17 protein-coding genes are annotated in these 24889 nt (G+C 43.2%); 10 read left to right on the top strand and 7 right to left on the bottom strand.

What is annotated here, in order from left to right; translation table 11 throughout:
• Positions 1-732: 732 nt before the first annotated feature.
• Both RMZ41_RS14885 and RMZ41_RS14880 read left to right on the top strand, forming a co-directional pair.
• On the top strand, positions 733-3705 hold the full coding sequence (locus RMZ41_RS14885) for an ELWxxDGT repeat protein (RefSeq protein WP_322642229.1): 2973 nt from the start codon (positions 733-735) through the stop codon (positions 3703-3705).
• A 303-nt stretch (positions 3706-4008) separates the two neighbouring features.
• Complete coding sequence (locus RMZ41_RS14880; RefSeq protein WP_322642230.1) at positions 4009-4626, top strand: TMEM165/GDT1 family protein; 618 nt, start codon at positions 4009-4011, stop codon at positions 4624-4626.
• Between the two features lie 128 nt (positions 4627-4754).
• On the opposite strand, the gene RMZ41_RS14875 is transcribed toward RMZ41_RS14880, so the two are convergent.
• Positions 4755-5648 carry a tetratricopeptide repeat protein gene (locus RMZ41_RS14875; protein ID WP_322642231.1) on the bottom strand — a complete coding sequence of 298 codons (894 nt, stop codon included), beginning with the start codon at positions 5646-5648 and terminating at the stop codon, positions 4755-4757.
• A gap of 378 nt (positions 5649-6026) precedes the next feature.
• Here RMZ41_RS14875 and RMZ41_RS14870 point away from each other — a divergent pair, with 378 nt between their 5' ends.
• Positions 6027-7055: a hypothetical protein gene (locus tag RMZ41_RS14870; RefSeq protein ID WP_322642232.1), complete on the top strand. Its 1029-nt coding sequence runs from the start codon at positions 6027-6029 to the stop codon at positions 7053-7055.
• A 110-nt stretch (positions 7056-7165) separates the two neighbouring features.
• Here RMZ41_RS14870 and RMZ41_RS14865 read toward each other — a convergent pair whose 3' ends face one another.
• Positions 7166-8335, bottom strand: coding sequence for a homocysteine biosynthesis protein (locus RMZ41_RS14865; RefSeq protein WP_322642233.1), 1170 nt, complete (start codon positions 8333-8335; stop codon positions 7166-7168).
• A 591-nt stretch (positions 8336-8926) separates the two neighbouring features.
• On the opposite strand from RMZ41_RS14865, the gene RMZ41_RS14860 reads away from it, so the two are divergent.
• The 4 genes from RMZ41_RS14860 (at position 8927) to RMZ41_RS14845 (ending at position 14453) form a co-directional block, all read left to right on the top strand.
• On the top strand, positions 8927-9805 hold the full coding sequence (locus tag RMZ41_RS14860; RefSeq protein ID WP_322642234.1) for a DUF4231 domain-containing protein: 879 nt from the start codon (positions 8927-8929) through the stop codon (positions 9803-9805).
• A 453-nt stretch (positions 9806-10258) separates the two neighbouring features.
• Complete coding sequence (locus RMZ41_RS14855; RefSeq protein WP_322642235.1) at positions 10259-11527, top strand: MFS transporter; 1269 nt, start codon at positions 10259-10261, stop codon at positions 11525-11527.
• A 164-nt stretch (positions 11528-11691) separates the two neighbouring features.
• Complete coding sequence (locus RMZ41_RS14850; protein WP_322642236.1) at positions 11692-13278, top strand: B12-binding domain-containing radical SAM protein; 1587 nt, start codon at positions 11692-11694, stop codon at positions 13276-13278.
• Positions 13279-13412: 134 nt separating this feature from the next.
• Positions 13413-14453 (top strand): DUF2891 domain-containing protein, encoded by a 1041-nt coding sequence (locus tag RMZ41_RS14845; RefSeq protein ID WP_322642237.1) that lies wholly within the window; start codon positions 13413-13415, stop codon positions 14451-14453.
• Positions 14454-14510: 57 nt separating this feature from the next.
• Here RMZ41_RS14845 and RMZ41_RS14840 read toward each other — a convergent pair whose 3' ends face one another.
• Complete coding sequence (locus tag RMZ41_RS14840) at positions 14511-14636, bottom strand: hypothetical protein (RefSeq protein ID WP_322642238.1); 126 nt, start codon at positions 14634-14636, stop codon at positions 14511-14513.
• A gap of 118 nt (positions 14637-14754) precedes the next feature.
• Here RMZ41_RS14840 and gap point away from each other — a divergent pair, with 118 nt between their 5' ends.
• The 3 genes from gap (at position 14755) to RMZ41_RS14825 (ending at position 18871) form a co-directional block, all read left to right on the top strand.
• Positions 14755-15792: a type I glyceraldehyde-3-phosphate dehydrogenase gene (gap, locus tag RMZ41_RS14835; RefSeq protein ID WP_322642239.1), complete on the top strand. Its 1038-nt coding sequence runs from the start codon at positions 14755-14757 to the stop codon at positions 15790-15792.
• A gap of 395 nt (positions 15793-16187) precedes the next feature.
• Entirely contained in the window at positions 16188-17618 is a 1431-nt protein-coding gene (pyk, locus tag RMZ41_RS14830) for a pyruvate kinase (RefSeq protein WP_322642240.1), read from the top strand.
• Between the two features lie 248 nt (positions 17619-17866).
• Positions 17867-18871 carry a transaldolase gene (locus RMZ41_RS14825; protein ID WP_322642241.1) on the top strand — a complete coding sequence of 335 codons (1005 nt, stop codon included), beginning with the start codon at positions 17867-17869 and terminating at the stop codon, positions 18869-18871.
• 62 nt (positions 18872-18933) lie between these two features.
• Here the strand turns inward: RMZ41_RS14825 and RMZ41_RS14820 are convergent, their stop codons facing one another.
• The 4 genes from RMZ41_RS14820 to gyrA form a co-directional block, all read right to left on the bottom strand.
• Positions 18934-19299, bottom strand: a complete 366-nt coding sequence (locus tag RMZ41_RS14820) for a hypothetical protein (RefSeq protein ID WP_322642242.1) — start codon at positions 19297-19299, stop codon at positions 18934-18936.
• A gap of 401 nt (positions 19300-19700) precedes the next feature.
• A complete protein-coding gene (locus RMZ41_RS14815; protein ID WP_322642243.1) occupies positions 19701-20036 on the bottom strand; it encodes a DUF4870 domain-containing protein in 336 nt (111 codons plus the stop codon).
• A 77-nt stretch (positions 20037-20113) separates the two neighbouring features.
• Positions 20114-21721 carry an apolipoprotein N-acyltransferase gene (gene lnt, locus RMZ41_RS14810; protein WP_322642244.1) on the bottom strand — a complete coding sequence of 536 codons (1608 nt, stop codon included), beginning with the start codon at positions 21719-21721 and terminating at the stop codon, positions 20114-20116.
• Entirely contained in the window at positions 21702-24308 is a 2607-nt protein-coding gene (gyrA, locus tag RMZ41_RS14805) for a DNA topoisomerase (ATP-hydrolyzing) subunit A (protein ID WP_322642245.1), read from the bottom strand. Before gyrA ends, lnt begins: the two co-directional genes overlap by 20 nt.
• Between the last annotated feature and the right edge of the window lie 581 nt (positions 24309-24889).

The following is a 24889-nucleotide window of genomic DNA, read 5'->3' as shown; positions in this document are numbered from 1 at the left end:
TAAGATAGGATTTGGCTTTAACCTTGGGCATAATTTATCTATTTATCGATCCATTTTTTTGAATAAATGGGTATTATGCCCAGGCAAAAAATACTTGAGGTGACTTAATAATCACTTTTGAAATTAATAGCTTTGTTTAATTTCCAATTTTTTGTATAATCTATAACTCTGACATAATTTTCACTACAAGCAGACAAGATTACATATAAGTTCTGACTTTGCGAAAAGTCCATTTTTCCATAGAGTGATTGCGAACTATGGTGACATTAATTTGTCTTTATTGCATATAGCATTTTAGAGGATGATTATATTGCAGCGCTTACTAGATTAGGATTTCCAGTAAACAAAGATTTAAAACTTGGGACGTACAGATATTCATCTTTAACAAATTGGCTTTATATCTTTATATAAAGAAAATTAAAGAAATAATTCAGAATCGAGAAGTGTGGGGATTCAGAACTTCCATTGAATACCACTAAATTTAGATATTTAATAGAGATTCTTAAACTCCTCGATCCATTCATAAGTTGCTTAACCTTCTTATAGAATTAACGCTTCTGACCTCTAAGCTATTTATTAATAAAATTCAACATCTTTACTGAGGCTATTTAATTGTAAAAAAGCGAAGCTAAGGCAATTCAGCGATCCGCATCTTTGCAAGCAAGAAACAGAGTATCAACTACGCCTGATTTCGCTTGTGATTTTTATCCAAAAGTTTAAGGAAAAACGGTTATGGCAACAGAAGAAGCATCGATTAGCCTTGTCAAAGATATAAATACTGGTGGAGTTTCCTCTAACCCGCAAAATTTGACCAATGTCAATGGCACGCTGTACTTTGTTGCCATTGACAGCAGCGGTGGCTATGAACTGTGGAAAAGTGATGGCACGGAAGCTGATACCGTTATTGTTAAGGATATTTTCTCTGGTACTGGTAGCTCTACCCCGCAAAATCTGACCAATATCAACGGCACATTGTACTTCAGAGCCACCGACAGTAGTGGGGGCTCTGAACTGTGGAAGAGTGATGGTACTGAAGCTGGTACTGTCCGCGTCAAGGATATTTTCTCTGGTACTGGTAGCTCAAATCCGCAAAATTTGACCAATGTCAATGGCATACTGTACTTCAGAGCGATCGACAGCAGTGGGGGAACTGAACTGTGGAAGAGCGATGGCACGGAATCTGGTACTGTCCGTGTCAAAGATATCTTTTCTGGTACGGGTAGCTCTTACCCACAAAATCTGACCAATATCGATGGCACGCTGTACTTCATTGCTAGCGACAGCACTGGGGGCTATGAACTGTGGAAGAGTGATGGCACGGAATTTGGTACTGTTCGCGTCAAGGATATCTTCACTGGTACGGGTAGCTCTTACCCACAAAATCTCACCAATGTCAACGGCACGCTGTACTTCAGTGCCACCGACGGCAGTGGGGGCAGTGAACTGTGGAAGAGTGATGGCACCGAAACTGGTACTGTTCGCGTCAAGGATATTAATACTGCCACAGTCTCTTCTGAACCGTATTTTCTGACAAATGTCAACGACACACTCTACTTTAGAGCCAACGATGGCAGTGGGGGCAATGAACTATGGAAGAGTGATGGTACTGAGGCTGGTACTGTCCGCGTCAAGGATATCTTCACTGGTACGGGTAGCTCAAACCCGCAAAATCTGACCAATGTCAACGGCACACTCTACTTCAGTGCTTCCGACAGCAGTGGGGGCAATGAACTATGGAAGAGTGATGGTACTGAGGCTGGTACTGTCCGCGTCAAGGATATTTTCTCTGGTACGGGTGGCTCTGACCCTAACTTTCTGACGAATATCAACGGTATGCTGTACTTCGTTGCCACCGATAGCGCTGGGGGTCGGGAACTGTGGAAGAGTGATGGTACTGAGGCTGGTACTGTCCGCGTCAAGGATATTTTCTCTGGCACTGGTAGCTCAAATCCGCAAAATTTGACCAATGTTAACGGCACGTTCTACTTCAGTGCTACCGACAGTATTGGAGGTCGTGAATTGTGGAAGAGTGATGGTACAGAAACTGGTACTGTCCGTATCAAGGATATCTTCTCTGGTACGGGTAGCTCTTACCCGCAAAATCTGACCAATGTCAATGGCACATTGTACTTCGTTGCCACCGATAGCAGTGGGGGAACTGAACTGTGGAAGAGTGATGGCACGGAATCTGGTACTGTCCGCGTCAAGGATATCTTCTCTGGCACTGGTAGCTCAAATCCGCAAAATTTGACCAATGTTAACGGCACGCTCTACTTCAGTGCTATCGACAGCAGTGGAGACAATGAATTGTGGAAGAGTGATGGTACTGAGGCTGGTACTGTCCGCATCAAGGATATTTTCTCTGGTACTGGTAGCTCTAATCCTCAAAATCTAACCAATGTCAACGGTACGCTCTACTTCAGGGGCACTGATAGCAGTGGGGGTAATGAACTGTGGAAGAGTGATGGTACTGAAGCTGGTACTGTTCGCGTTAAGGATATTGTCTCTGGCACTGGTAGCTCAAATCCGCAAAATCTGACTAATATCAACGGCACGCTGTACTTCAGTGCCTCCGACAGCAATGGGGGAACTGAACTTTGGAAGAGTGATGGTACTGAGGCTGGTACCGTCTGCGTTAAGGATATCTTCTCTGGCACAAGTAGCTCTTACCCTAACAACTTTACTTACATCAATGGCAAGCTCTACTTTTTTGCAGATAACGGGAACACTGGGCAAGAACTTTTTCAGCTTGACCTAAACAATACTCCCACTGACCTGAGCCTGAGTGCTACTAGCGTGAATGAGAATGTTCCTGCAAACACAGTAATTGGCAACTTTAGCACCACTGACACAGATCCAGACAACACCCACACTTACACTTTAGTTTCAGGTACAGACAGCAACGATAATAGCGCCTTCACGATTGTAGGTAATGAGTTATACCTTAACGTTTCACCTGACTACGAAACTAAGAATAGTTACAACATCCGTTTACGCACCACAGATCAGGGTGGTTTATTCTACGAGAAAGCGATCGCGATCGCAGTCAATAATATTAATGATGCTCCAACAGTGGCAAATACCATTGCCGACCAAACAGCTACAGAAGACAGCCCTTTCAACTTCACTCTACCTACCAACACCTTTGGAGATGAGGATGCAGGAGATAGCCTCACCTACAGCGCCAGCCTGGAAAATGGTGAACCAATCCCTAGTTGGTTAACCTGGGACGGCATCAGTTTCAGTGGTACTCCCACAAATGACAACCTTGGCAGCCTCAACATTCAAGTTATCGCTAGTGATGGAATGGCAACTATCAGCGATGTTTTTGTACTGACAGTGGTTAATAGTACTTCGAGTGGAAATAACCTAATTGGTACAAATAAAACAGATATCATCCCAGTATCTCAGGATAATGACATCTTGTTTAGTGGTGTAGGTAACGATGTAATCATCGGTGGAAACCTAACTGATACTAGCACTGATTTTAATGTTGAAGACAATACTATCTTCTTTTCCAAAGCAGAATTCGGACTGAGCCAATCTCAGGATGTGACAATTAATTCAAGTTCCTTCCAACTTGGGACTAGTTCCATAACCGCAGGCAATAGCTCGATCGACAATCAAACTACGGGGAACCTATTATTTGATCAACATGGAGTTGGTGTTACAGAACAAGTTCAAATAGCCCCCTTCTCGAATTAGGCAATACTTAGCAATACAAATATTGCCGCGATCGCCTAATGCTATGTAGCTAGTTGCCTTGACTTTTACTTGTAACAGATGTATAATTTAAATCGCATTGAAGGGGAGTAGCTGCTGGCAAAAAAATAAGAGCCAGTACATCTGAATCAACATACTGGCGATGAGCCTGGTTCAGATGACGAATAATAAATATTTGAAAGCGAGACCTTCACTAAGTTCACACCGAAAAGTGTAAACTTGGTGAGGTCTTTTGGTTCTCATCAAGCTTCACATCGGTAAACGATTTTTCAGGAGCTTGAAAGAGTGTTAACAGCTTTTACCGCAGGTTTGTTATTAATTACAGTTTCAGAATTAGGCGATAAAACATTTTTTATTGCCGTGATTTTGGCAATGCACCACCCACGGCGGCTGGTATTTATAGGTGTGACAGCTGCTTTAGCCGCGATGACAATCCTTTCGGTGCTATTTGGACAAGCGGTATCTTTATTGCCAAAAGTTTATATTCATTATGCTGAAATAATTTTGTTTCTTGCCTTTGGTATTAAGCTGTTGTACGACGCTAGTAAAATGTCTGCTGCTTGTGATACAGAAGTTGTACAAGAAGCCGAAACTGCGGTGAAAAAAGCAGATTTGCAGTTACCAAAGCAAAAGACTCCCTTAGCAATTGTAATAGAAGCCTTTGCATTGACATTTATGGCAGAGTGGGGTGATCGCACCCAAATTGCCACCATTGCCCTAGCAGCCGGAAATAATCCAATTGGAGTTACCATAGGTGCAATTTTAGGACATGCGATTTGTGCTGCGATCGCAGTTATCGGCGGCAAAATGATTGCCGGTCGAATTTCTGAGCGTCAACTCACCTTTGTTGGCGGATGCCTATTTTTAGTTTTTGGTGTCGTTGCTGCCATTGAGGGAGCGTGAGGGGAAGAGGCAGGGGGCAATACTTGTCGGTTAAAGGGAAAAGGGGAAGGGGAAAAGGGAGAGAAAAAACCTTTAACCTTTACCCTTTACCCTTTACCCCAAATTCCCAATGCCCAATTCCCAATTCCCTACTTCGGAGTAGTTTGCAAGGAGGGTGCGGGAGACGCAGCAGGATTAGGTATTGGAGAAGCCGTTGCTGCTTTTTTAATTTCGTCTTTGTACTGAGCAGGTGCTAAAGCTGCGGCACTATCAAACAAAGGTTTTGCATCTGCGTCTTTGCCTTGTTGTTTCAAGAGCATCGCTTTTGCCACGACGGGGCGAAAATCTTTAGGATCTTTCTTAATTGCCTGGTCATAAGCAGAGCTAGCTTGAGCGTAGCGTTTCTGGGAAGCGTGAACAGAACCTAACAGCACCTGCACGGCTACTATATCTACGCTTCCAGGCTGAATTGTATTTGCTTGGGCTGCTTTCGAGAGGCTTTCTTGCAGCAAACCAATGGCTGCTTCTGGGCGTTGCTGACTGATTAGTAAAGCCACCATTCCTTGCAAAGCCTTCAGATCGCCTGGTTTTGTGGACAAAATCGAGCGATAAGCTTGAGCCGCTCCTTCGCGATCGCCTATTTGCTGTTTAGCTTGAGCCAGTAGTACTGAATATTCTGACTGTTCAGGATTCAGCTTGGCTAGCTTTTCAAGGGGTTCAATGACAACTTGGATATCAGCTGGTTTAACCTCACTTTTTTCTTTCTGACTTAGTAGTTGTAGCCGCGCCTGCAATAAACCCTTAAGGGCAGTCTGATTTTCTGGTTCCCTTTGCAAAACCAGTTCATAACCCCGAACTTCATCTTCCAGTTTTGATTTTTGGTCAGCAGAGGGCAAAGTGCCTCTAGTGCTAGCGGTATTCTGGTTGGAGGATGGCGTATTATTAAATGCTCCAATTATGGGAATCACTGAAACACCCACAAAAGCAAGAACTGCCAGCGCTAATACGACTTGAACTATCCAGCGATTGCGTGTTTGAAACACAGTTTTGTCTTTCTCCTGAATTCTAATGACATTATCATTTACACAAATCGTAAAGTTAAAAATTTCCAAAACTTTGCGGAATACCGCCAATTGCCTGTGAATTTTATAACAATTAACTATCTACACTGCTAAAGTAAGTGATGACTTTAGGAGGAGCCGTCAGAATTGTAGCTATGATATGCTTCCGAAACTAGTGTCAAAGCGCAAAATTACACGTTTAATCTACAAACACTAAATTTAGCGCCTTTAAGATTGTATAGAGTACCCTAGTGTGGCTTTGTGAAAAGCAAATATACTTTCATCAGTCGCACAAATGCTCTTTTCAGCTACCTTTATAAAATCCCACAATGGGATGTGTCTGTGCCGCAAGGAGTTTTTATGAATTCCGACCTGATGCCGTTGCCTGAATCTTCCAATTCTTCTGCCTCTAACAAAAGCCCAATTAAGATCGAGACAGCCACCGATGTTAACATAGCCAAGTCCTCCAAATTTGAAAATTCGCCTGTCAACCCCACTGAGACTGACTCAAATGGGAACTTAGTCAATCGACAGCAGCCGATTCCGCCTCCCAGCGAACCGATGCAGTACCGAGCGATCGGATTAGTCCGGGGTCGCTATCATGCTAGCAGCGAACAATTTACTCAAGGTACGCTCCTAACTACAGATGGTGTAGAACTCAATGCCGTCCTCCTAGGCCGGATTATGAGCTTAGTCAAGAATCACCTAGACTTAGAGAAAGATCACTTGTGGGTAGTATATCCACGCACAAGACAAGAAAATGACACCTTGCACATCCAAATTGTTGGAGTTTGGGAGCCAGAAAATCTGGCTAAAAATTCAACAGATGAGGATGATTTAAATTTAGAGTTGCAAGAGTCAGAGACAGACGATGATGGCTTATCTGAAAATTCTGAATTAAGTACAATTTCCACGATTCCCTCATCAGAAGTTGCCGATGGTGGTTTTTCTGTTCGTGGTGAGGTAGTGTACCAGTCTTTTGACGCTAAGAGCTTAGTAGTCAAAATTAGGCAGGCTGCACGCAAACCAACTGACAAACCCAAGTATTTCAAGTTGAAATTGAGGGGTGTTCTGACCACCAAAGCAGTAGGAAAGTTTTGGGATTTCCAAGCCAAGCGAGAAGCTGACGTTTTAATAGTAGAAAAAGCTGAAGCGATCGCTGACTTGCCCAAAAAACGCAAACCACCATTCAGAGGCGGCCCTCGTGCTGGCGGCGGTGGTACTGGTGCTGGTGGTAGAAAACCATTCCCCCCCAGACGCAGTGGTGAAACCCCGCGTCCTATCAAGAAAACAGGCGGGAGTAGCGACACTTCTGTAGTGTCAAAACCTATACCAAGAACGCCCACTCCAAAGCCCATTATCAAGCGACCGAAACCAACTCAAGATTAGGGAATTGGGAATTGGGAATTGGGAATGGAGAATTGGGGAATTGGTTATTTCCCCCCTTCTCCTCTGCTCCCCTGCCCCCTGCCCCCTGTCTCCTGCTCCATTCCTCAAGATCAAAAATCCGTCCGTCGGTCTTGGGGTAGAAAAGATCGCTCCATTGGAATTGGAGAAACTGGTTCTGTAAGGGTAAATGTCCCTGCTTCAATCCACTTTTTCAACTCTAGGGCGACTTGCCTAGAAAAAAATAAACTCGCTAAGGGGGCAGAGCGTATTGCTTTGCCCTCAATAGCGATCTTCCCAGATTTGAGTTGGGCATAACTTACCAAACCGAAAGTGGGGCGAACGCGCCGGGGTATGGAAAAATCCACTATTGGGGCTACTAAGTCTTGATCCTGTACCGCACAGTGTTCAACTACTTGTTCATTTAATACAGGGAGTGGGACACCAACGCCTAACATCAATGAGGGGCCATAACTTTTAAAGTAACAACCCCGCACCCAATGAGCATCCATCTGTTTGGCATCACCAATTAAAGCTAATGTGGCAGAGGGCCCAATGGGTGTACGATTAGCTAAACGCTTTTGTAACGGGAAGTGCTGAGTGCCTTCCCAAGCGACATAGCCAATACCACCACCTAAAAAAATTCGAGTCCCTATACCAACGAGTTGCAAATCGGGATCATTGAGTAAGGGGGAAATAGCACCAGGATTAGAGTAAACAGCATTCCCCAGACGCGGTTGTAAAGGGCCCAGGTAGGTGAAGAGGGGGCGATCGCCACCATTTACACCTACAATAAAATTTTGATAAAGATTGCGCGGATTGAATAAATAAAACTGATTAATGCTTTCACGGGTAACTGTAGTTTCAAAACTTGCTCTGGGGTAACAATCAGTTACTTGTCCTTGCGCTTTTACATGTATGGCTTTACCAGCGATTAAATCTTCAATTACATGACCACCGCCACGTTCTCGAACTTCTTCCCCATCGGTCGTTTCTACAGCACAACTCGCACCCAAGTATAAATCTACTGCCCCAAAACCAGAGTATGCTGGTACACCATCTAACCAACAACGGCGAATTTTTATCGGGGGGTCAGTATGTCCGAGATTGATAATTGCACCGCTTGATTCCATCGGCTCAAACGTGCCAGTGGTGATTACATCAACTTCTTTAGCAGCTTTAGTAACACCGATTTCTACAACTCGTGCTTTTAACTCTTCAGTTGTCAATACTACCGCACGTTGGCGGATAATTTTCTCATTAATTTCTGCAATTGTTCGCATCTTATCAGTGCTAGCGCTTCCTGCTATCTTCTTCTTTGAAGGATATCCTGATAAATCGGAGAATCTTGAATAATTTTCTGTCGCAATAGTTGTTTGCCAATCTCGACACGACAGGCTAACAACCCCGATAGGCTTAAAATTCTCTTCAAAAAAACAATTCAACTATTGCAAAGCCCAAATCATATATTTTATTTAGAACAACAGATACTTGTATTAAAAATATTTTAATCTCTACGTAAAAACACTTTCAAAAAAACTTGCATTATCAATCAAATGTATGTATGGTTAGGATTAATTAGACTTGCTAGACTGAGATAATTTTACGTCAACAGAAAGAAAGATTTCTGGCTTTTATAAAGGATCTCAGCCAACTAGTCAATCGCAAAATGGAAGCTAATAGTAGATGCTAGAAGGTTTTGGAAAGGGATAAACTGCTTAAGAACAGTTATACAAGGGATGTCTAAGCAAAAGTTAGAATTCTATATATTTGCAAAGTTGTCCTGACTTCTACCCCCTCAGCACAATTAATTCTACTTATTGCTATTCATTTGATTGCTGCATTTCACCCGATAAAAAATTGAGTAAGAGGCAATGACTACTTCTGAATTACCTAATCTTAATCAAAGAAACCAAGGAAAAATTTCCGATAGGATTGAAAATTTCTCCTCCATATCAGATGAAAAAAAGTTCTTTAACTTGAAGGTAATTGAGTATTTATTACTTGCAGCTTTTGTTTCGTCTGGACTCTTTATTGTTTTTCTCTCAGAAGATAAAAGAGTTGTTATTTCTGGGGCAGTAGCTCTAACTTTCTTATTTTTTTTGTTGCTTATCAATAGACAAGTATTCCAGAACTATAAGAAGGCAGCTTATCAGTCAGAACTCACCAAGAAAGCTGAACTATATAGTTATCTATTAACTAATCCTAATTCTTGGGATAAAGATACGCTGACTCTAACAAGAGGGAAGGCTTTACAATACAGCCAAGACTTGATTGACGATTATAAAAAAATTAGGGGTGTATCAAGGAACCTTTACTATAGTTTGCAAATTGCGACAGTGATTTTATCAGGAGTCACACCAATTTTAGTTCTGGTAGACAAATTAGAAGCAGGACAAGCTTGGCTCAAATGGCTCCCTGTATTGTGTCCAGCTATTGCTTCTATTGTTGCTAGTATAGTTACCTCTTTTCCTTTTCAGAAGAATTCTCTTGCTGCTAACACAGCCGTTGAATTGTTAGAAGCGGAACAAGAGAAATTTATATTGGGAGTAACTCCGCCTTATCGTTGCTATGATGTCTCTGATGAAAGCCAACAGCAACAAAAGGCAAGTCAAGCATTAGAATACTTTATTGTTCAAGTGAACAATATTCATCTCAACCAATTGCAACAAACAAACGAGACGCAACCAGAAAAAACAGAATCAGCTTCATCTAATGAATCAAGTAAAGCAGGAGCAGAGGCAACGAAGTAGAAGGTCTGATTAGCTAATTGCGATCGCGCATCAGTCGATTATTGTTTAAAATAGGATTTCTTCAGACTAACTCGAAAACCTCAGATTCCCGATTTATTAAAAAAGTTGGGAATCTTAATTGCTATTTAAGAGCAGTATTGCTAGTTCTAGTTACTTGCAAATCTGCAACACTTCACCCAACTAGCGAAGGCTGTAAAAGATGCAAATGTACCTTACTTAGCATATTTAATAACCCCAGTAATACGGCTGACAGATTACTATAAGGCTGGTTATATCTTTTTCCGTTTGAATCTGATACTGTTGGTGAAATATTGCTTAACTCAGTTTTTGTAGATGCACTGGTAAAAGTTTTCTTGCCAGATGTAGCCGAACGCCCATAAATTTGGCACGATTTTTGTACAAAAGTTTTGCGACTTTTCTTCTCTATAGCTTATCAAACATCGCTAAAGACTTATGCAAAAACAGCAAAGACCGAGTAAGAAAAGTTTGCGCTCTCTTGATTACTTGAATGTGTTTCTCGCAGATGTGCGCGATGGTGTTGGGCCATATTTGAGCATCTACCTGAAAGCCTCACAAAATTGGAACCCAGCCCAGATTGGAATGGCGATGTCAGCTTCAACAATTGCCACAGTCCTTGTCCAAACACCAGCTGGTGCATTGGTTGACAGGCTACGTCAGAAACGGACGTTGATTGTACTGGCTGCTGTGTTTGTTTCTATTGGCTGTATCGCTATAGGATTGTTACCGAGTTTGCCTGTTGTCATTGGCTCTCAGATAATGATTGGGATTGCAGCAGCAATTTTCCCACCTGCTATTACTGCCATTACTCTAGGACTTGTAGGACACGAGAGATTAGATAGGCGGATAGGTCGTAATGAAACATTTAACCATGCAGGCAATCTGATAGCTGCTCTTCTCGCTGCTTTAGCAGGTTACTTTATTGCACGCAAGGCAATATTTTTCCTAGTTGCTGCTATGGCTGTGGGCAGCATTATTTCCGTAAGGATGATTCGTGAAGGAGAGATTGACCACGAACTAGCGCGTGGAGATGGAGAAGAGGGCAAAGAGCAGGATAAAGAACAACATCGACAGGGATATGAAGGCATATTGCAATTATTAAGCGATCGCCAAATCCTTTTTTTTACTGTTGCAGTAGTTCTGTTTCACTTTGCTAATGCTGCTATGTTACCACTAGTTGGTCAAGAATTGGCACAGGGTAAAGGGACAAGTGACACAGTTTATATGTCTGCTTGTATTATTGTGGCTCAGTTGGTAATGATTCCAGTCTCCAACTTGGCTGGACGTTTCGCACATACAGCCAGAAAACCCATATTTCTCCTTGGCTTTGCCGTCTTGCCCATTCGAGGAGTACTGTATACGCTTTCGGATAATCCCTATTTTCTTGTTTCTGTACAAATTCTGGATGGTATTGGAGCCGGGATTTTTGGTGTGCTTTCCGTGTTGATGGTAGCTGATTTAACTAAAGGCACAGGGCGCTTTAATGTTACCCAAGGGATGCTCAACACTGCCATTGGTGTTGGTGCGGGTTTGAGCAACGTATTAGCTGGGTTTGTGGTTAAAAATGCTGGTTATAATGTTGGTTTTTTGATTTTAGCAGCGATCGCAGTTGTGGCTTTGGGAGTTTTTTGGTTTTGTGTACCTGAAACAAAAACAGGAGTTAATAGAAAGGGATCACCTCAAAAGCATATAGCGAAATCATGATTGTTTTCATTTAATTACCCTTAAAAAATATTGCTTTGTCTAAATCAGTCATAGTAAAGTTTACAGCTACTGCATACAAAGGTTTCTCTAAGTGTGTTACAAGAGGATCTCAGTTGTATGTAAACTCAGCCAGTAGCTAAGATCAAGGATTATAAGCATCAAATATGAACGTTTTACTTCTATATCCCCGTTTTCCAAAAAGTTTTTGGTCTTTTGAAAAAACACTGGCTTTATTAGACCGTAAAGCAATGCTACCGCCTTTAGGTTTGGTGACAGTAGCCGCGATATTACCTCAAGAATGGCAGTATAAATTAGTAGATCGAAATGTTCGTGACTGTACAGAGGCAGAGTGGGCTTGGGCAGATTTGGTTATTATGTCGGCGATGATTGTGCAAAAAGAAGATTTGCTTTCTCAGATAGGAGAAGCAAAACGCAGAGGTAAACGGGTAGCCGTGGGTGGGCCTTTCCCGACAGCGTTACCAGATGAAATGACATCCGCCGGGGCAGATTACTTGATATTAGATGAAGGGGAAATTACCCTACCTTTATTTGTAGCAGCGATCGCACGGGGCGATCGCACGGGTATATTTCGCTCTGGTGGTGAAAAACCAGATGTTACCAACACTCCCACCCCTCGCTTTGACTTGCTAGAGTTTGAAGCCTACGCGGAAATGTCGGTGCAATTTTCTCGTGGATGTCCCTTTCAGTGTGAATTCTGCGACATTATTGTGCTATACGGACGCAAACCCCGCACCAAAACCCCAGAACAGCTATTAGCAGAACTTGATTATCTCTACCAACTGGGTTGGCGGCGCAGTATTTTCATGGTGGATGACAATTTCATCGGGAATAAGCGGAATGTTAAATTATTTTTGAAGTCTCTTCTGCCCTGGATGGTAGAACATAACTATCCCTTTTCTTTTGCTACAGAAGCCTCAGTTGATTTAGCGCAAGATCAAGAACTGATGGATTTGATGGTAGCGTGTAATTTTGGAGCCGTTTTTCTAGGAATTGAAACCCCAGACGAAGAAAGTCTCACTTTCACTCAGAAATATCAGAACACGCGAGACTCACTCAGCGAGGCGGTGAATAGAATTACCCGCTCAGGGTTGCGAGTTATGGCAGGCTTTATTATTGGGTTTGATGGCGAGAAAGTAGGTGCAGGTGCGCGGATTGTTAAGTTTGTGGAGCAAACAGCAATTCCCACTGCCTTATTTAGTATGTTGCAAGCGCTTCCAGATACAGCGCTTTGGCATCGATTAGAAAAGGAAGGACGACTCCGCAATAAATCAGCCAACATCAACCAAACCACGTTGATGAACTTTGTCCCCACTCGACCCTTAGAAGACATCGCTCGTGAATATGTGCAAGCGTTCTGTGATTTGTATGAGCCAGAGCGGTTTTTGGAGCGTACATACAAACACTTCCGGCTTTTGGGGGAAGCAACCTACCCGAAAAAGGGCAAAGCTGCCAAGAAACCATTGAACTGGAAAGTACTTCGAGCGTTTCTGATCATTTGTTGGCGGCAAGGTGTACGTCGTCAGACGCGGTGGCAATTCTGGCGTTACCTATGGAGTATGTATCAAAATAATCGCGGTGGGGTGAGTAGCTATTTAGCCGTTTGTGCCCAAATTGAGCATTTCTTAGAGTATCGCCAAATTGTTCGCGATCAAATTGAGGCTCAAGTGGCTGAATTTCTGGAAGCAGAAGCTAGGGTAAAACCTGAAGCGCAAGTGATGGTTAATTCCTAGCAAATTAGCAAGGCAAGAGACGCGATAAATCGCCGTCTCTACAAAGGACTGATTATTGTAGAGACGGCGATTTATCGCGTCTTTGCGATCGTACAATACATTCCGATACAATGTCCTTATTGCTAGAAGTGACCATGCCACCCGATAATTTAGAGATAAATGAAGCGATCGCAACACAATTTGCTCAATTAGTGCTGGATTGTATCGGGCGGGAGTATCCCAATAGTAATTTATATTGGGCTGATAGCGACGAGGATATAAAACCACCGCGTCAATTGACTCCTGCTTTTTATGGCTGCTTAGATTGGCATTCAGCTGTACATGGTCACTGGTTGTTAGTACGTCTGATGCGTCATTTCCCCGAAGCCTCATTCAATGCAGCTTCAAAGCAAGCACTTAGCCAAAGCCTAACACCTGAGAAGATTCAAGGAGAAATTGCCCATTTTCAACGGCTACCCTTTTATGAATTTCCTTATGGTGTGGCATGGTTTCTGCAACTAGCTGCGGAACTTCACGAGTGGAATCATCCTCAAGGGAAAGAATGGCGGGTTGTATTGGAACCGTTAGAGAACTTGATTGCAGGTAACTTACAACGCTGGATTGACAAACTGAAACTCCCAAATCGCACAGGGATGCATAGCCAAACAGCTTTTGCACTTGGTTTGATGCTAGATTGGGCAAGGATTACCGAAAATACTGATTTTATTCAGTTAGTAGAGAACAAAGCACGGCAATTCTATCTTAGCGATCGCAACTACTCCTTACAATTTGAGCCGCTTGGCTACGATTTTCTCTCTCCTGGCCTTGCTGAAGCAGACCTAATGCGGCGAATCCTGCCAACAACAGATTTCAGTGAATGGCTGACGAATTTTCTTCCCCAAATACCCATTGATAACTCAGCAAATTGGTTAGAACCTGTCAGGGTAGATAATCCTCAAGATTATATGCAAGCCCACTTTTACGGACTTAACCTCAGTCGTGCGTGGATGCTTGAGGGTATTATATCTAAGTTGGCAAATAGCGATCGCCGCATCGAAACACTCCGCTCTACTGCCCTCCAACATCGTTATCATGGACTCACGGATGTTGTAATTGAACATTATGCAGCTAGCCACTGGCTAGGAACTTTTGCCGTTTACCTTTTAACAAATCGTGGCTTGCTCCTCATGAGTTGAGTGCTGAGTGCTGAGTGCTGAGTAGTGAGTGCTGAGTGCTGAGTAGTGAGTTAGGAGTTAGGAGTATTCTCCCAATGCCCAATGCCCAATGCCCAATGCCCAATGCCCAATTCCCAATTCCCAATTCCCAATGCCCAATGCCCAATGCCCAATGCCCAATGCCCAATCCTTAAAATATGCCAAGTAAATATGCCTTAGCTTGCTGATACTGTCAGGATCAAAGAGTAAAGAATAAAAGGCAATCTATTTTGACTTTTAACCTTTCTCCTTTTGTTCAACTTCCACAACGGGAGGTTTAATCTTGACTAAATTGAAAGTTGGTATCAATGGCTTCGGTCGAATCGGGCGACTCGTGCTTCGCGCTGGCATCGATAATCCCAATATTGAGTTTGTGGGTATTAACGACCTAGTACCACCAGATAATCTCGCTTACCTATTAAAGTACGATTCAACCCACGGTCAATTAAAGCACAAGGTTGAAGCCAAGGAAGACGGGATTCTCATTGACGGACACTTCATTCCTTGTGTGTCGGTGAGGAATCCAGCAGAGTTACCTTGGGGAAAATTAGGGGCAGATTATGTAGTGGAATCTACAGGACTCTTCACTGACCACGAAGGAGCCGCAAATCACCTGAAGGCAGGTGCAAAGCGAGTGATAATTTCCGCTCCCACTAAAGATCCAGATAGAGTTCCTACTCTACTAATGGGTGTCAATCATCACTTATTTGACCCCAGCAAAGATATCATTGTCTCCAATGCTAGCTGCACTACAAACTGTCTAGCTCCCATAGCTAAGGTTATCAATGACAACTTTGGGTTGACTGAAGGGTTGATGACCACAGTTCATGCCATGACTGCCACTCAGCCAACCGTAGACGGCCCCAGCAAGAAAGACTGGCGGGGTGGTCGAGGTGCAAGCCAGAATATTATTCCCTCGTCCACAGGTGCAGCTAAAGCTGTAGCACTAGTTTTACCAGAATTGAAGGGTAGATTAACTGGTATGGCATTACGAGTTCCAACTCCCGATGTCTCTGTAGTTGATTTAACTTTCAAAACTGCCAAAGCTACCAGTTACAAAGAAATCTGTGCTGCGATGAAGGAAGCTGCCGCAGGTTCACTAGCGGGTATTTTGGGTTACACAGATGAAGAAGTAGTTTCCACAGATTTTCAAGGCGATACTCATTCTAGTATCTTCGACGCAGGTGCTGGAATTGAGTTGAACTCGAACTTCTTCAAGGTAATTGCTTGGTATGACAACGAGTGGGGCTACTCGAATCGCGTGATTGAGATGATGTTATCTATGTCACAAAAAGAACAACTCGCCCCGACAGCTGCTTGATAATTCGTAATTCGTAATTCGTAATTCGTAATTGAATAGGGGTTGATGCCATCGAATAATAAACAGTTTGTATATTAGTGGGGGTTGAAATTCCATTACAAAACATAATTACGAACTACGAACTACGAATTGTTTAATGGTCATTGGTGATTAACCTTTGACTTTTGGGATTTGGGTGAAATGGGAAAGATGCCGAAAACAAAACGCAACCTAGTATTTATATTTAGCAAACCATTGATATGAAGCACATGTGATTTTTGGCTCGTAATACTAATTCTTTGAAAGAAGGCTAAAGATTTAAACCCGAAAACCCAAATAAAATCTGAAGTCTCTGAATTACGAATTACGAATTACGAATTACGAATTCACAGCTTACTCCTCAACCCCTAATCCCTATGCGTCGCACCAAAATCATTTGTACTGTTGGGCCAGCTACATCTGCACCTGAAAAGCTGCAAGCTTTAGTAGAAGCTGGTATGAATGTGGCACGGTTGAATTTTTCTCACGGGGCTTATGAATTCCACGCCCAAACTGCTCATTATCTCAGACAAATTAGTACTGAGCGGCAAAAACCGATCGCAATTATGCAAGACCTGTGTGGGCCGAAGATTCGTTTGGGAACTTTACCACCAGAAGGGTTAAATTTAGAAGTCGGTACTGAAGTCACCTTTGTTTTGCAAGAAAAGGGTGACAGTATCGAGGAACTCCCCCTACCATTGCCGACTTTGTTCGCAATGGTGCGACCAGGTGAACCAATTTTAATTAATGATGGTCGTGTCAAGTTAATTGTTAGCGATCGCGATGCCGATCGCATTCGTGCCCAAGTGAAAACTGGCGGGTTAATTTCTACACATAAAGGAGTGAATCTACCACAAACTCCTTTACCTGTCAATTCGATCACCGAAAAAGACTTACTGGATCTGCGCTTTGGGATTCAGTTGGGTGTAGACTGGGTAGCGGTGTCCTTTGTCCAATCGCCACAAGACTTAGAACCCGCCAAGCGGATGATTGAAGCGGCTGGTGCTTCTATCCGCTTAATTGCCAAAATTGAAAGAGCAGAAGCAGTAGAGAATTTTGACTCCATTTTGAAGGTCGCCGACGCAATTATGATTGCTCGTGGCGATTTAGGTGTGGAAGTGCCAATTCACGAAGTACCCCTGATTCAAAAAGATATTATTCGCCGTTGCAATCGTGCTGGCAAGCCGGTGATTACAGCCACCCAAATGCTAGAGTCGATGATTAGCGCCCCCGATCCCACCCGCGCCGAAGCCACCGATGTTGCCAACTCCATCTTAGATGGTACGGATGCAGTAATGCTTTCTGGTGAAACAGCCGTGGGGCAATATCCCATTGCCGCCGTTCAGATGATGCACAACATCGCCGTGCGGACAGAACAGGCTCTAGATGAGGGTAGTAAACATGCTTGGTGTCATGAAGCAGGTAGTCTCAGCGTCACCGAATCTGTTGCAGAATCAGTGTGTCGCATCGCTTATGAAACAGGCTCACGAGCAATTCTCTGTAACACTACATCAGGAAGTACGGCGAGAATGGTATCTAAATATCGCCCTACTTCTCCGATTATTGCCCTAACCTCCGACATCACCGCTTATCGCCAACTAGCACTGTCTTGGGGTGTGGAAGCTTTACTAATCCCACCAGTCCATCATGCTGAAGAGATGTTTACCAATGTGGTGAACACAGTTGTAGATATGGGTTTGGCAAATAAAGGCGATAAAGTAGTGATTACCTCTGGTGTTCCAATTGGTAAATCGGGCACAACTAGTTTAATCAAAGTGCATTCCATTGGACAGCCAATTTCGGCATAAGGCACTTAGAATAGGGCTGAGGCTCAAGATAGTAAGCAAAATTGGGCAATAATTAAGAAAAATTGCCAGAATCAGAATTGAAGGGACTGGGGACTGGGGATTGGGGATTAGGGACTGGGAGACAAGGAAAAGAATAATAACTCCTAACTCCTGTACAGACGCAATTAATCGCGTCTCTACTCAGAACTCAGAACTCAGCACTCGCTAGGGAATAAGTAAATCCTGTAACATTCATCACGGAGTCTTTTATGTCTAAGAATTTACTAGAACAATTGCGAGAGGTGACTGTTGTAGTCGCAGATACAGGGGATATCCAGGCAATTGAAAAGTTTAAACCCCAAGATGCCACCACTAATCCTTCGCTGATTACTGCTGCGGCACAAATGCCAGAATATCAGGGAATTGTCGATCAAACTTTACTGCAAGCGAAGAAAGATGCTGGAGCCGGAGCCACCCAAGCAGAGATAGTTACTCTGGCTTTTGGCCGTTTGGCAGTTGCCTTTGGATTAAAGATTTTACAAATCATTCCCGGTCGCGTGTCTACAGAAGTAGATGCTCGTTTGTCTTACGATACCGAAGCTACCCTAACTAAAGCACGGGACTTAATTGCTCAGTATAAAGCTGCTGGAATTGGCCGCGATCGCGTTTTAATTAAAATAGCCAGCACTTGGGAAGGTATTCGCGCTGCGGAAATTCTTGAAAAAGAAGGTATTCACTGTAACCTTACCTTGTTGTTTGGTCTTCACCAAGCGATCGCCTGTGCAGAAGCCGGTGTCACCCTAATTTCTCCTTTCGTTGGTCGGATTCTCGACTGGTACAAAAAAGATACCGGACGCGATAGCTACCCAGCCGCCGAAGATCCAGGAGTTTTGTCTGTCACCAAAATCTACAACTACTACAAGAAATTCGGTTATAAAACCGAAGTTATGGGAGCTAGCTTCCGCAACATTGGCGAAATTACTGAACTCGCAGGTAGCGATTTACTAACTATTTCTCCATCACTTTTGGCTGAATTACAATCAAATGTTGGAGAACTGCCACGTAAACTTGACCCCGCTAAGGCAGCAAGCTTGTCAATCGAAAAGATATCCATCGACAAAGCTAGCTATGACAAAATGCACGCAGCAGACCGTATGGCAACTGACAAATTAGACGAAGGCATCAAAGGTTTCACCAAAGCATTAGAAGACCTTGAAAAACTTTTGGCAGACCGACTAGTTCGCCTTGAAGGAGAAGTAGTAGCAAGTCATTAGAAGATAACAATAGTTAGTGGTTGAATCACCAACCACTAGCCATTACTTAGTTGTATCAGCCGTTACCAATAATAACGACCTCGAATATTTTGGTTTCGTCCGTAAGGCTGCTGTCGTCGAATAAACTCCCGTCGTCTGAACTGCTCCCGTCGTCGGATATTTTCATATCGTCCGAAAGGCTGCCGTCGTCGGATAATCTGGTATCGTCCATAGGGCTGCCGTCGTCGGATCGTTCGATATCGTCCTGGCCACCGTTGAGCAATTAAAAGCTCTCCAGTTTTATCTCCAATTAGGTTAGCTTCTGGTGTGGCGCTCTGTTCATTGCGAGCATGACTTAAAGAAATATCTTTTGCTTCAGCTAATGAGGGCGGATACACAAAAGCACATAGCAATAACGCTATTGAGGATAACTTCCTGAAACCTTTCATGTTTTTGCTTCTACTAGACTTTCGTTAATAGCTTTATTAAAACACCTTAAAGTCGGGAAATTATCGCTTCTGAGGTTTTTTTTAAACTTAATTTGGTATGAAATTCTGTATTCAGACTTCATCCTTATGGATAATTGTAAATTAGCCCAGACTATGTACTTAAAAAGCCATCTTTTACCAAAATCTAATTTTTTTTAATAGGCAAAATTGAGAATTACCTAATATTTTGTCTCACTTTAAGAAAGCTTTGCCGCATTACAATAAACTTGAGTAAAGTTTAATTAGATAATAAAAAAATAAATTGTGTAGGTTTGATTGATTCTTATAAACCCACTTTACTATGACATTTATAAATTTCCCTATTACTCAACATAAGCTACAAAGGTATAACTCTTTATTAATTAGACAAATCGGAAAATAAAGGGATAGCGGTAAGATGCATTTGGCTGATTCAGAACATTAATAATGGCAATAATTGGCATAATAAAACTGACCACGCCCAACACAATCAACAACAAAATACCAATGCCTACAACAATCAGCAATGCAAAGATAATTGCATAAATATAAAGATTTATGTGGAAATTGAGGGATTCTTTGGCATTGCTTTTGATAATCGGGTCATTGCTAATTAACAAAATTGCAATGGGTATGCCAATGGAGATAATCGTAGAGCTAAAAAATATTGCTCCGTGGCTTAAGGCAGATAAAAGTTTGCGTTGCTGAATGTCTTCCATGCCACAATCCCTCTTTTAAAGATTCAAGTGGTGACCATTTATCGTGGATGTCACTGTATTACAATCTGATATTAGCGTTAGTTAATCACTCTTTGCACAAACCACCCTAAGACACTCAATGCTAGCAACAAAGGTGTTAACCAATCACCCCAACGCACATATATAGTTTGTGTCTGTCGCCGATAAATTGTTTCAGCGTGAGTTTCGTAAGTATTATATCCAGACATCCATAAAGTTCTACCATGAGGATCTACAAAGGCTGAATATCCGGTATTCGTTGCCCGTGCTGACCATCGATCGGTTTCAATTGCCCGCATGATATCCTGTGCATGGTGTTGGAATGGCATTGATGCAGTGTAATGGGCATCGTTAGAAGAACTGAGGATAAATTGCCCAGCAGCCGCAGCTTGGCGACGAAATTGTTCAGGAAAAGCAGATTCGTAACATATACTAGCGATCGCACGACCAAAAGGAGTGTCAAATATCTGATTTGCCAAACCCGGAACTTGGTGTGCCTCTAAAGGCGATAAGCGTTGAATTAACCCGCCTAAAATCCCTTCAAAGGGAATATATTCTCCCAAAGGTACAAGTTTGGATTTATCGTAGCGGCTGACAATTTCACCTTTACTATTGAAAGTAAACAAGCTAATTGTATAACTGTCTCCCCGTTCGCCAAAAGCCCCAATCCAACCAACTACGCCTTTTTCCTTCACTGCTGCGACTAAGGCAGTTTTCATCAAGTTGCGCTGGAAAATAGGTAAGGCTCCTTCTGGGGTGAGGACTGCATCTACACCTTGGTCTGCTAAAGTTAAATATCCATTGGTATAGTTTTCTTGGGCGCGACGAAACCCTTCGGAACTTCGTAAAAGTCGGTTCGGAATATTACCCTGAACAATCCCCACTTTCAAGGCTGCTTCTGGTGGTTGGGCGATGGGACGACTATATAAGATAAAACCAATGAAGTGTAAGGTAATTAATAATCCTGTGGCGATGACCCAGTATTTATTAACGAACCGCAGAGGCGCGGAGGACACAGAGGAAATTCTCTCTGCCTCTGTCCGGTTCATCCATCCTTCAGCAATTAAACCATTAATGGCAACTATTGCTGCTGTGACAGTATTAGGCCCTGATAGTTGACCCAGATGTACAATTATGAGATTGTGCGGGCTTTGAGTGTAAGCTAGGGAACTCCACCACAAAGGCCCGGCACTCCACAGATTCTCTAAGGCGCACCAGACGGCTGTACCAATAAGTATACGCAACCACGGTTTTTGTCCGCCCAGGCGAACCATTACAGCCGCCCAAATACTAAGGAATATCCCTCCCAAGACACTGATAAATCCCCAACAAAAAAGGGTGATTGCCAAACTTGGCAACCAAGGAACTCCCAACCATGTCATCGGATGAATTCCGGTAATCCAAGATAGGGCGACACCGTGATAACCTATACCCCAGAAAAAAGCTAGAGGGAATTGGTTTTTGCTTTTAGCTGAAGTGACAACTAGCACCCATAAGGGAACTAAGGCAATCCAAGCCAAGAACCATGCATCCACTGGGGCTACGGTTAGCCCCATTAAAATGCCGCTAGCTAAGGAAATGAGGTAAGGGAGCAAAGAGATAAATCTCTCCCCCTGCCTCCCCTGCTTCCCCTGCTCGCCTTGCTTCTTACTCTGCTTCTTCTGCATCGGCAGCATCAGGTGGAACTACTGCCACTCCAATAATTGCGTCATCTTCATCTAAACGCTGCACTCTGACTCCAGTTGCCGATCGCGATTGGATAGAAATCGCATTTACGGCTTGACGGATGATAATACCGCGATTTGTCACCATCATGATTTCATCATCATCATTGTTGACAATGCGTAAGGTTGCTAACTTGTCTTTGGTTTTGCGGTTTTTGAACTTCGTTGCCATTAAACCTTGACCAGCACGATTTTGCAGGCGGAACTGAGCAACTGGTACGCGCTTACCATATCCTCCCATTGTAATCACCAACACCCAAGGGCCAACAATGCCACTGCTAGGCACTTCTGCGGACTCTTCATTAGTTTCGGTAACTTCGATATCTTCTGTTTCGATTACTTCGATATCTTCTGTTTCGGCTTCTGTAACTATATCCAAAGTTTCAAGAATTGCTGCGGGCAGAATATCCATACCCACAAGTTCATCTTTATTCTTAAGTTTCATGGCTTTCACCCCACGAGTCGCCCTACTTAAAGGACGCAGTTGTTCGTGGTTGCACCGGAAGTTAATCGCCATGCCGTTACGAGAACCAATGATTACACTGTCCTCGACTCTAGCGCGTCTTACCCACCGCAGTTGATCGCCTTCTTCTAAAGAAATGGCAATCAAACCATTGGCGCGAATGTGACTAAAGGCTGCCAATTCGGTTTTCTTGATATTGCCGCCCTTGGTGAGCATGACCAAATATTCTTCGTTGCTGAACTCGTCAACCGGTACAATGGAGGTGATTTTTTCCTCTTTGGGAATGGGTAGCATCTGGACAATTGGTGTCCCGCGACTGGTACGCGAACTCGCTGGAATTTGATACGCTCTCAGGCAGTACACAACACCACGTTCACTAAAGAATAAAATACTGTCGTGATCGCAGCAAGTTAAGAAATGCTCAATGGTATCATCATCTTTTACCTTGGCTGCGGCTTTACCTCTAGTAGCACGGCTTTGGGCTTCAAAGGTATTAACTGGCATCCGTTTGATGTAACCTTGCTCTGTCACTAGAATTATCGCTTTTTCATTGGCAATGAGGTCGCGATCGTCTAATTCCCCTTCCCCTGGTAAAATTACCGTGCGGCGGGGTGTGGCAAAGTTAGTTTTCAGTTGCCCAACTTCGGTTTCAATGATTTCTAGCACTCTCTCCCGACGTGCCAAAATATCTTGCAAGTCGGTAATTTTCGCTTGTAATTCCTCGTGTTCTAAACGAATTTTGTCTGCTTCTAAGGCAGTCAACCGCCGCAATTGCATCTGCAAAATCGCATCTGCTTGCACTTCCGAAAGTCCGTAAGTTGTGATTAACTCGCCTTTAGCTGTGGGTGCATCGGGAGCATGGCGAATTAAGATGATAATTGGATCTAAGTGAGACAGGGCAATTAATAACCCTTGTAGAAGATGATCGCGTTCTTCGGCTTTCCGCAGTTCGTAACGGGTGCGTCTGGCAATAGATTCGATACGGAAATCTAAGAAGACAGTTAAAAACTGCTTGAGGGTGAGTACTTGGGGTTCGCTATTCACCAACGCCAGCATATTTGCGCCGAAGTTGGCTTGCAGTGGCGTTTGCTTGTAGAGGTTGTTCAACACAACGCGGGGATAAGCATCACGCTTGAGTTCGATGACAACTCGCATCCCGTCGCGATCGCTTTCATCTCGGATATCTGCGATGCCCTCTAGCCGTTTTTCATTCACCATTTCGGCAATTTTTTCAATCAGCGCCGCTTTGTTGGTTTGATAGGGCAATTCGGTGATGATAATTGCTTCTCTATCTGGTCGTCCCCGTTGTTCAACGGTTTCAATGTTGGCAACACCACGCATGGTAATGGAACCACGCCCAGTAGTATAAGCTTCTCGAATGGCAGATGTCCCCAAAATTTGCGCCCCAGTTGGAAAGTCTGGGCCGTGGACATACTGCATTAATTCGAGATCGGTGATTTCTGGATTGTGGATTACAGCCACTAAAGCATCAATCAATTCACCCAAATTATGCGGCGGAATGTTGGTTGCCATACCCACGGCAATCCCAGAGGAACCGTTGAGCAATAATTGGGGAATCCGTGCGGGTAAGACTGTCGGTTCTTGCTGGGAACCGTCGAAGTTATCGGCGAAATCTACGGTTTCATACTCTATGTCGTGGAGTAAACCAGCGCTAGTTAAAGCTTGCAAGCGGCATTCTGTGTACCGCATGGCGGCTGGTGGATCGTTGTCTACCGAACCAAAGTTACCATGTCCGTTAACTAGGGGCGATCGCATGGAGAAATCCTGCGCCATCCGCACCAAAGCATCATATACTGCTGTGTCCCCGTGGGGGTGATATTTACCCAACACTTCCCCCACCACACGGGCGCATTTCTTAAAGGGGCGATCGTGGAGCAGACCTAGCTCGTGCATTGCGTAGAGAATGCGACGATGCACAGGTTTTAGACCATCCCTAGCATCTGGCAGCGCCCGACCCACTATCACGCTCATGGCGTATTCCAGATAAGACTGCGACATTTCGTTTCGCAAGTCTGTCGGGATAATCCTCTCCTGTGAGGTTGTCATAACCTAAAAATCTCCAAAAATCGTAGATTTTAGCTTTTTTACTCAACAAAGCGCAAAATTATTCTAAATTGCTCTTGAATAATTGCTATATTTTGGTACAATTCTAGCATATACTGCCTTTTTTTGCCTGGGCAGCTAATCCTAAGATTTAGTTAAAAAAGATACAATAACTAACCTTTGAAAAGCTCTTAGCTATCGAACAGGAGCAGTGAATTAAAAGATTGCTTATTACGAATTTGCCTAACTTTAAATATGACAAGTAAATTTAATAAAACAATCTAAAATCACTTTTATAAACTCTTATTTTTATAACCGTTATTTACCAAAAATTCTGAGAATATTATGACTTTCCAAGAATTAGAAATAGGTGACTACTTTCGGATAACTGGTATGAGTTACAATTGCGTATATAGAAAGGCTAACAGTTCACATTGCAGCCTAAACGCTTTATTACAGCCAATCCGGGCAGAAATAAAAGTTACACCACTTACTTTTGCAGAGATTACTAACCATTTTGTGCTTAAGCAAGAGTTCCTTCAAAGTCTCAGACGATAATTTTTACAGTTAGTAAATTTTGTTAG

This window comes from Nostoc sp. DedVER02 (assembly GCF_034530675.2).
Taxonomy (GTDB): Bacteria; Cyanobacteriota; Cyanobacteriia; order Cyanobacteriales; family Nostocaceae; genus Nostoc.
Note: the sequence above shows the minus strand (reverse complement) of the source record. Positions and strands in the feature narration are given on the sequence as shown.